The following is a 9,119-nucleotide window of genomic DNA, read 5'->3' on the forward strand; positions in this document are numbered from 1 at the left end:
ATTCTGATTTACGGTTAGGTCGAGGTAAAAAATACTGTGCCATTAGATTTTAATGAAATCCGCCAACTATTAGCTACTATTGCACAAACTGATATTACCGAAGTATCACTTAAAAGCGATGACTTTGAGCTAACAGTGCGTAAAGGTGGAAATAATTCTGTACTGTCGGTGGGTCAAGCTCAGTTAGGTGCTATGGTTAGTCCAGGATTGACACCTGCACCCGCAACCCAAACAGCACCCATACAATTACCAGAAATAGCTACAAGTCGTGATAATTCGGCTACAGCACAATCACCTTTAGCTGTTAATACCGCATCCTCTCGATTTGTAGAAGTCCAGTCTCCGATGGTGGGAACTTTTTATCGCGCACCCGCACCAGGTGAAGCGCCATTTGTGGAAGTGGGCGATCGCGTTAAAGTAGGTCAATCAGTTTGCATCATTGAAGCAATGAAACTGATGAACGAAATTGAAGCCGAAGTCTCTGGACAAGTGATGGAAATTCTTGTTCAAAATGGCGAACCCGTTGAATATGATCAACCTTTAATGCGAATTAATCCAGATTAATTATAGCAGCAGTCAGCAGTCAGCAGTCAGCAGTTCCAGGAGTCAGCAGGAAAAACCTGTTGTAGTCGGAGTTTGATTATCAATTGATGTCCTCATCACCCTGTTCATTGTTATGTTAACGACTATTTGCGATCGCTGCGCTACAACTTGAAAATAAGTTGATCAAAATTTAGTCAGTTGTCCTTTGTCAGTTGTTTTTGTTCTGGAAAAATCATTAACTACTGACTACTGACTACTGACTACTGACTACTGACTAAAGAGGATAATTTTCGTTAAAGCTTTTACGGGTGAGTGGTTGTTCTATTTCCACACCTTCACCACCTAAAACTTCCAATGGCTTACCATCAACTTCAATGTAAACTTTGGCGTTAGGATTTAAAGTAGTAGCAGTATAGACAACCTGCCCTACACGGCCAACCATTGAAGCACTACCCCCACCACTGGTAAAATCTTCTGATAAATTAACGTGGACTTCATTATTGTCAGCTTTCAAACCTAGCAGTTTAGTACCTTGAGGAATGGTTGTTGAGTCTGTTCCTTCTGTTGGACCTGCTAACAAAGTTTCAAAAGCAGCTTCTAAAGCTTGGTTAGGTTGTGCAGCAGCAATTTTTATCGGCTGAGGAACTAATTCAAAGCTTGTTTCCGTTGGTTTGAGCCAATATATATTAGCAGTTTCTTCTTTCCCCGGCTGGGTAGTTAATGGCTGTTGTGGTTGTTTAATGCTTTGAGAGGGGTTTCCTGGTATGGGAGTTTGAGGAGTTTGGGAAGTCAACCAAGCTACCCCACCACTTACCGCCACCACCGCTGCTGAGACGGCTGCTATGACACCTGAAGAAATATTACGATTAGTTCTTTGTTGTTCATTCATATATAAAACCTGCTTGACAAAGGGCTGAAATAGTGTTCAAGAGAGGAGTAGCCTGGTTAAAGACGATACGGATGCGTGGGTAGTTTATTAAAATCTAGAGATGCCTTAATGTGTAAAAATTCTGCTGACTTTGTATTTTGCCTGTTTCAGCAATTTATCATCCTGCACCCAACTTTATCTCATCTTTAATTTTAGGTTCACATTTCTAGACCGTCACATCAACTTTAATCTCAATCTCAACAATTCTTGAAATACGCACGCTCACAGGATAGATAGGTAAAATTATATTTCCATAAGTCAGTGTACATTAACTATAAGTAAGTAGGTTTAATTAATTCTTAGATAGTGGAACAGGCTTCTAGCCTGTTGACGGGCAAGACTTGTACTGAGCGGTTAGTGAGCGCAGTCGAACTATGTCGAAGTATGCCCATCCCACATTTTATATTTAATTGCAACCGACTACTTACTTGTCTGTATTTTTGCTTGCTCCTTGAATCTGTTCTTTAATATCTTTAATATATTAATCAATTTTTCAATGGCAGTTTCCTGAAATTTGTGGGTACATATTTACACAACTTCAATTTTCGTGAAAATATTTAAATTTCCCAGTCTTTTCGCCAGTCTTTTCGTTTTAACTTTCTTGAATCTATCCCACTAATCTGATTGGCGGTAAAAATCTTTATTTTTTTGCACATCAAAAACGAAAAATCAAGATTTGACAACACACCTAAATTGAAAAAATAGGCATTTTTGGATTAGTGGGATAAGTTCTTGTGAATCCTCAAATCAAATACATATTATTGGCAGGTAAGATACCTGCCCCACAAGAGTTTAATTTTAACGCTCTACTGCTTCTTTAATCCATTGTTGTAATATATTTACAACTTCGTCAATGACTATTTCTTGAGATTCACGGTTTGCCCGTTTTACTACTTCTACTTTACCATTAGCAATGGCGCGACCTGTAACGATTCTAAAAGGAATGCCAATTAAATCAGCATCTTTGAATTTTACACCTGCTCGCTCATTACGATCATCAAGTAAGGTTTCGACACCTGCTTTATTTAGTTCTGTGTAGAGTTTTTCGGCAATTTCTACTTGTTGGGTGTCGTTAACATTGGGAATGGAAATAATAGCGTGATAAGGTGCGATCGCTACTGGCCAAATTATCCCATCTTTATCATAGGATTGCTCAACCGCTGACTGTGCTAACCGGGAAACTCCTACACCATAACAACCCATCACTAAAGGTTTTTCTTCCCCTTGTTCGCTAGTATAAGTTGCATTCATAGCTTGAGAATATTTTGTACCGAGTTGGAAGATGTGACCAACTTCAATTCCTCTGGCTGTTTTTAGGGTTTGATTGGAGTCGTGTAGTGAGCGATCGCCCACTTTTGCTTTCCGAATATCTACTACCAACTCAGGTAATTTAAACTGCTCACCCCAATTTGCACCCACAACGTGAAAATTGCTTTCATTTGCACCAGTGACAAAATTCTTTAACTCTACAGCGGTTTTATCAACCAACCGCACAAATTTAGAATTTACCTGCTTACTTCCCGCAATATAATCATCACCTAAATCGGGAGCAATATAACCCAAAGGTAAAGATGTTGCAGCCCAAGTTGCAATTATTTCATTAGTTGGTACACTCAAAGAAAGAACAGTTTTAGCACCAAATTTATCAGCTAATTTAGTCAATTCATTTTGTAATTTGACTTCATTAACTTCCTGATCACCACGAATATTCACCAACACCAAAACAGTCAAACCATTATCATAAACAGTTTGATATAAAACATTTTTGACAACTTGGGTAGGAGAACATTTTAAGAAATCACAAACTTTTTCAATTGTGTCAGTTCCTGGAGTTTCCAGTTTTTCAAAAGTAGTAAAAGCTGAAATTTCCGCATCCGCAGGTAAAGAAACCGCCTTTTCTACATTCGCTGCATATTTCCCATCTTCAGTATAGAGAACTTCATCTTCACCTGCATCAGCTAACACCATAAATTCTGTAGAACCAGAACCACCAATAGCACCAGAGTCAGCTTCCACAGCACGAAAAGCTAAACCAGAACGGCGCAACATATTACTGTATGCTTGGTACATATCCTGGTAGGTTTTTTTCAAACTTTCCTCATCTACGTGGAAAGAATAACCATCTTTCATGATAAATTCCCTACCCCGCATTAAACCAAAACGAGGGCGAATTTCATCACGAAATTTCGTTTGAATTTGATATAAATGTAGCGGTAATTGCCGATATGAGCGAATCATATCACGGGCAACTGTGGTAATTACTTCCTCATGAGTGGGACCTAAACCTAATTGTTGTTCCCTTCTATCAATGAGAGAAAACATGATACCTTCAGCTTTAGTATAAGTATCCCATCTTCCCGACTCCTTCCATAACTCAGAAGGTTGTAATTGAGGTAACAAACATTCTTGTGCGCCGGTGGCGTTCATTTCTTCCCGCACAATTTGGGAAACTTTTTGTAAAACTCGCCACATCAAAGGCAGATAAGCATAGATACCGCTACCGATGCGACGGATATAACCAGCGCGAAGTAAGAGTTTATGACTGGGAATTTCCGCATCTGCTGGATCATCTCTCAGTGTAACAAATAACATTTGTGATAGTCGCATCGTTTTTTCCTTTGCAAATTAATTATTCATAAAGTACCTGACACTAAATTATCGGTAACTCTATCAACATTTATAATTACCCAAAAACTGTAAATTTGTCCTGCTTTTGCAGCTTTGCAGAAACCTAACAACAGTTTTCATCTATTTGTATCACATTCCAGCTTTTCTATTGCTTACATCTTTGTATCTTTGCTTCTTTGCGCCTTTGCGTGAAACATAAAAATTTGAAACGTAACTTCCAGACTGACAAAATCTCTAGCAACGGAGAGGGGGGGATTCGAACCCCCGTTGAGTTGCCCCAAAACACATTTCGAGTGTGCCGCATTCAACCACTCTGCCACCTCTCCAAATCTTTATTCACTTAATTCCGTGAATAGGGGTGATACTAATTTATATCATCCCCCATTATACCATAGTTTTCACCAACCTGTTACAAATTTGAAGATTTGTTTTCTGTGACTTGGATAAAAGCTTCAAAGTCACCATCAGGAGTCCATTGAATCGCACCATCTCTACCTGTGAAGAAGAGTTTGGTTTTGCCTTTGATAGCATCTAAGGTTTTACTACTAAGATTATTATCAGATGCGATCGCAACCTGTGGTTGCAGTGCAGTTACTAAATCCTGTAAAGATTCTGATGGACACCAAAGCACCTGCGGAGATGACAAATCACCGGTTTTAACTAGCTGTGCTATTTGTTGAGACTTGATGCTACCTACCAATAACCAATTTTGTCCAAAAATTTGCAATTTTAAAATTGGTAATTTGTCATTGATGAATTGACCAATAATAGCACCAGTATTGATAGTTTGACCTAATGCTAAAGGCTGATAAATACCTTGCTGCTGTTGTAATTGTTTTTGAATAGCTTGAGTTTCTAGATTATTTTCTTGTTGATATGTATAAGCGTAAAAATTTTTAATAGGCAAACTGTCCATAATTTCTAACCAAGCATCATTTTCATTGGCTAAAAATTTACTAGAAATCGCCCAATCAATTTTATTAATTCCTTGTTGTTGTAAAAATGGTAAAATAGTGAAACGTCCTGTACCTTCATCACCGCTATTAATTAAAGTTACCTTTCCTTGATCTTGAATTACTAAAACTGGTTCATTATTAGTTGCTAATAATGTGATTCTTAGTAAATTACTGGTAGAATGCCAAGCAGGAACAATCACTAAAACAACAGCCATTAAACCAGCAAACCACCATCTTTTTTGCCACCAACCCACCAAACAAGTAGATATAATTAATCCATAAACTACAAACATTTGCCAAGTAGATATACTACCCACAGCAACCGAACTTCCTGGCAGATTCGCAAAAAATTCTGCTAATTGAATTAACCAATGAGTTGGATAATATAAAAAACTGGCTAAAGTGCTACCTATATCTTGTGAAATTAAACTTACCAAACCACTAATCATACCTCCAATACTAATCACAGAAATCAATGGAGTAGTGATAATATTTAATGGCACACTGTAAACAGCAACTACACTAAAAATATGCAAAAGTAAAGGCAAAGTCCAAATTGTGGCAGCGATAGGAACAGCAATTAAAGCAGCGATAGCAGGAGGCAGCCAATCCAAACGTTTAGTTATCGGTGTTGCTGTGACAATTAACCCCAAAGTTGCCAGAAAACTGAGTTGAAAACCTAGATCCCAAATCCAAAGAGGATTAAATAAAAGTAATAAAGTAGCAGCTAATAATAAAGATCCTAATTGTTGAACTTTCCTTTCTAAAACCAAACCAATTAATGCAGCAAAACCCATAATTACTGCTCTAAGAATTGATGCTTGAATACCAGCTAAACATAAGAAAGCAAGTAATCCCAAACTACCGCAAAAAAACTGAACACCCTTGTTTGCTTTTCTAGTTAACTGTAGGATTATCCCCAAAATTAAAGAAGTTTGAAAACCAGAAGCAGCCAAAGCATGAGCTAATCCCACTTTCACAAATAAATCACGAATATCATAAGGTAAATCAACAGCTTTACTACCCAAAACCATCGCACTAACTAAAGGACCTTCAGGAACACCTAACCAACGAACTTGCGATCGCACAATTTGTTCCCGAATTTTCCACCATCCCCATTTACGATCTTCATCAATAATATTAATCTGTTTACCAACTAAACCTGCAAAAGCACCTTCTTGTTTGAGATACTTCTGAAAATCAAAAGCACCAGGATTTTGAGCCGCTTTAGGTTTATACAACATCCCAGTTACAGCAATTTGTTGACCAGGATATAAACCAGTAGCTTGAAGAATAGGCACAGTCACATATAATTTACCCGTTACTCCTTTTGGCACACTTGCCGGACCCTGGTCATTTTTCACCTCATCTAGCTGTGTCGCATTCAGCCAAAATTGTCCCTTTTGACTGCGAGTTAAACGGGGAGTACCTATCACATCCCCACGGACAATTACTAACTGTTCTTGATTACTATTATTTTCATTAGAAACAAACTGACTAATATCTTTTGCTCCTGGTTGGGGTGTCCGCACTTGAAAATAAAAAGTTGCCAACAAACCCACCAAACCAGCAATTAACCATACTCTAGGATGAGGAGTAGTCAGCGGAGTATTAACCCCTGTCTTAGCTTTAGTGAGATAATTTTCCTGTTTATAGTTAATTTTCCGTAAATTAATAAAAATTGCCCGAAAAAAAACTGCCGCCAATATCCCCATTGCTAAAATCCATATACCACCCCAAGGAACTGCTGTAAACAGCAACCCTAAAATATAGGCAAGACAAATAATAACGCCACTACTCTGCATGATAAAAATTTAAATAGGAAAAATAATTGTAGGTTGGGTTAAGCGACAGCGCAACCCAACAAAATAAACCAAACGAACCTTACAAAGAAAGTCCCAAATTAAATCCTAATACAGCATGAACAAACAAAATCAAAATCGCTGTACTTCCCAAATAAGCATGAACAACCCGCAAACCTGCTTTATCACCAAAAAACCCACTTAAAGAAATTGCACCATTCACCAACAACAGCAACAGTACAATCGAACCAGTCCAAAAATGAGGACTTTCAAACAGTGGTTGATGCTGCATCACCAAAGACAACACACCACCTGTATAACCACCTGCCAAAAATATAAATAACCAAGGTGCTAACTGACGATGGGCGCTTCGACTTTTAACAGCAGCATCCTTATCGGTATCTTGCAGCAGTTTACCCCGCCAACCAGACACACCCACAAAACTACCCACCACAAAAATCACAATCCCCATCATCACTGGATGTCCCCAATGTGTGACAGGTTCAGGAATACCCAAAGAACTAAACCAAGCTGCAATAGGTTCTAACGCTTCACTAATATTCATCATCTGACACACACCATTATTTTTGCCACGAACAGCAACTCCCCCAAAAACGGAGGAGTTACAAAAATTAACACTTTGCTTATTCTATCTCGTTATTAGGATCTGCCTGGTAACGAATATCTAGATGTTCTGCATCTTCTGAAACAGAAATCAAGCAGCAGCACAAGAAAAATGAACCACGAAGACACGAAGGACACGAAGAAAAGAGGGTTTGAGAGAGATTGTCCGTAAGTCCTGTGATCTCGTTACTAGGATCTGCCTGGTAACGAATATCTAGATGCTCTGCATCTTCTGAAACAGAGATTAAGCAGCAGTTTGTGAATTTTTCAACAATGGAAAACCCAACTTCTCCCTTTGCTCAACATATAAATGAGCCACTTTCCTAGCCAAATGCCGAATCCTAGCAATATAGCGAGTTCGTTCCGTCACCGAAATTACACCCCGTGCATCCAGCAAATTAAATGTATGGGAACACTTAATCACGTAATCCATGCTAGGTAACACCAGTCCCCTTTCTGTGAGTTGGGATGCTTCCTGCTCATATATATTGAACAGATTTAACAACATCTCAGGATTAGAAGCTTCAAAGTTATAGGTACACTGCTCAATCTCACCCTGAAGATGAACATCACCATAGGTAATATTGTCCGTCCATTGAATCTTAGTAATAGCCTCCACTTGCTGGAGATACATCGCCAATCTTTCTAACCCATAAGTAATCTCAATAGACACTGGACGGCAATCAATACCCCCGCACTGTTGGAAATAAGTAAACTGGGTAATTTCCATCCCATCTAACCACACTTCCCAACCAGTACCCCAAGCCCCCACCGTTGCATCTTCCCAATTATCCTCCACAAACCGCACATCATGATCCTCTGGACGAATACCCAAAGCCCTCAAAGAATCAAGATAAATTTCCTGAATATTATCTGGTGAAGGTTTAATCAAAACTTGATATTGATAATAATGCTGAAACCGATTCGGGTTTTCCCCATAGCGCCCATCTGTAGGACGACGACAAGGTTCAACATAAGCTACAGCCCAAGGTTCTGGACCCAAAGCCCTTAAAAAAGTATGGGGATTCTTAGTTCCTGCTCCCTTCTCCATGTCATAAGGTTGAGCAATCAAGCAACCACGCTCACCCCAAAACTGATGTAAAACCGCTATTACTGACTGAAAATTCACTATCTACTCTTCCTATAAGTCAACAACGCCTACACCATTGTTGCCTAAACCCAGTATTCTGAGCAGCTTTCAGCCATTAAAAAATTTTTTTCAATTTTTTTTGAAAAAGTAGTTGACATTCCAAGATAGGTTCGCTATATTGAATAAGTGCCTGAGAGAGAGCCGCGAGAGAGCGGGACTCGGAAGGACACCGAACCTTGAAAATATTATAGTTTGAAAGACAGTATACAACAAGTCCTGCGTCAAGTAAAGAAAATGATACCGGACTGAGGTATTAAAAGTCAGTCAAAAAGAGCTAAAAGCAAACTTAACAAAACGGAGAGTTTGATCCTGGCTCAGGATGAACGCTGGCGGTATGCTTAACACATGCAAGTCGAACGGGATGCTTAGGCATTTAGTGGCGGACGGGTGAGTAACGCGTGAGAATTTGGCTTCAGGTCGGGGACAACAGTTGGAAACGACTGCTAATACCGGATATGCCGGAAGGTGAAAGGCTTGCTGCCTGAAGA

General features: G+C 39.1%; 6 protein-coding genes, 1 tRNA gene and 1 rRNA gene. 2 read left to right on the forward strand and 6 right to left on the reverse strand.

Features of this window, described 5'->3' with window-relative positions; all coding sequences use genetic code 11:
• Window positions 1-36: 36 nt before the first annotated feature.
• Window positions 37-564, forward strand: coding sequence for an acetyl-CoA carboxylase biotin carboxyl carrier protein (gene accB, locus IQ237_RS23200; RefSeq protein WP_194059400.1), 528 nt, complete (start codon window positions 37-39; stop codon window positions 562-564).
• Between the two features lie 253 nt (window positions 565-817).
• On the opposite strand, the gene IQ237_RS23205 is transcribed toward accB, so the two are convergent.
• The 6 genes from IQ237_RS23205 to glyQ all read right to left on the reverse strand — a co-directional run bounded on the left by IQ237_RS23205 (window position 818) and on the right by glyQ (window position 8,610).
• Window positions 818-1,432 carry a GerMN domain-containing protein gene (locus IQ237_RS23205; RefSeq protein ID WP_194059402.1) on the reverse strand — a complete coding sequence of 205 codons (615 nt, stop codon included), beginning with the start codon at window positions 1,430-1,432 and terminating at the stop codon, window positions 818-820.
• Window positions 1,433-2,269: 837 nt separating this feature from the next.
• Window positions 2,270-4,078, reverse strand: a complete 1,809-nt coding sequence (proS, locus tag IQ237_RS23210; RefSeq protein ID WP_194059404.1) for a proline--tRNA ligase — start codon at window positions 4,076-4,078, stop codon at window positions 2,270-2,272.
• A gap of 262 nt (window positions 4,079-4,340) precedes the next feature.
• Window positions 4,341-4,425: transfer RNA gene (locus IQ237_RS23215), tRNA-Ser, on the reverse strand.
• A gap of 83 nt (window positions 4,426-4,508) precedes the next feature.
• On the reverse strand, window positions 4,509-6,863 hold the full coding sequence (locus IQ237_RS23220; RefSeq protein WP_194059410.1) for a ComEC/Rec2 family competence protein: 2,355 nt from the start codon (window positions 6,861-6,863) through the stop codon (window positions 4,509-4,511).
• A 76-nt stretch (window positions 6,864-6,939) separates the two neighbouring features.
• On the reverse strand, window positions 6,940-7,425 hold the full coding sequence (locus tag IQ237_RS23225) for a DUF4079 domain-containing protein (RefSeq protein ID WP_194059406.1): 486 nt from the start codon (window positions 7,423-7,425) through the stop codon (window positions 6,940-6,942).
• Between the two features lie 300 nt (window positions 7,426-7,725).
• Window positions 7,726-8,610, reverse strand: a complete 885-nt coding sequence (glyQ, locus tag IQ237_RS23230) for a glycine--tRNA ligase subunit alpha (protein ID WP_194059408.1) — start codon at window positions 8,608-8,610, stop codon at window positions 7,726-7,728.
• A gap of 312 nt (window positions 8,611-8,922) precedes the next feature.
• On the opposite strand from glyQ, the gene IQ237_RS23235 reads away from it, so the two are divergent.
• A 16S ribosomal RNA gene (locus IQ237_RS23235) occupies window positions 8,923-9,119 on the forward strand; the annotation flags it as partial.

Source organism: Sphaerospermopsis sp. LEGE 08334 (genome assembly GCF_015207205.1).
Classification (GTDB): Bacteria; Cyanobacteriota; Cyanobacteriia; order Cyanobacteriales; family Nostocaceae; genus Sphaerospermopsis.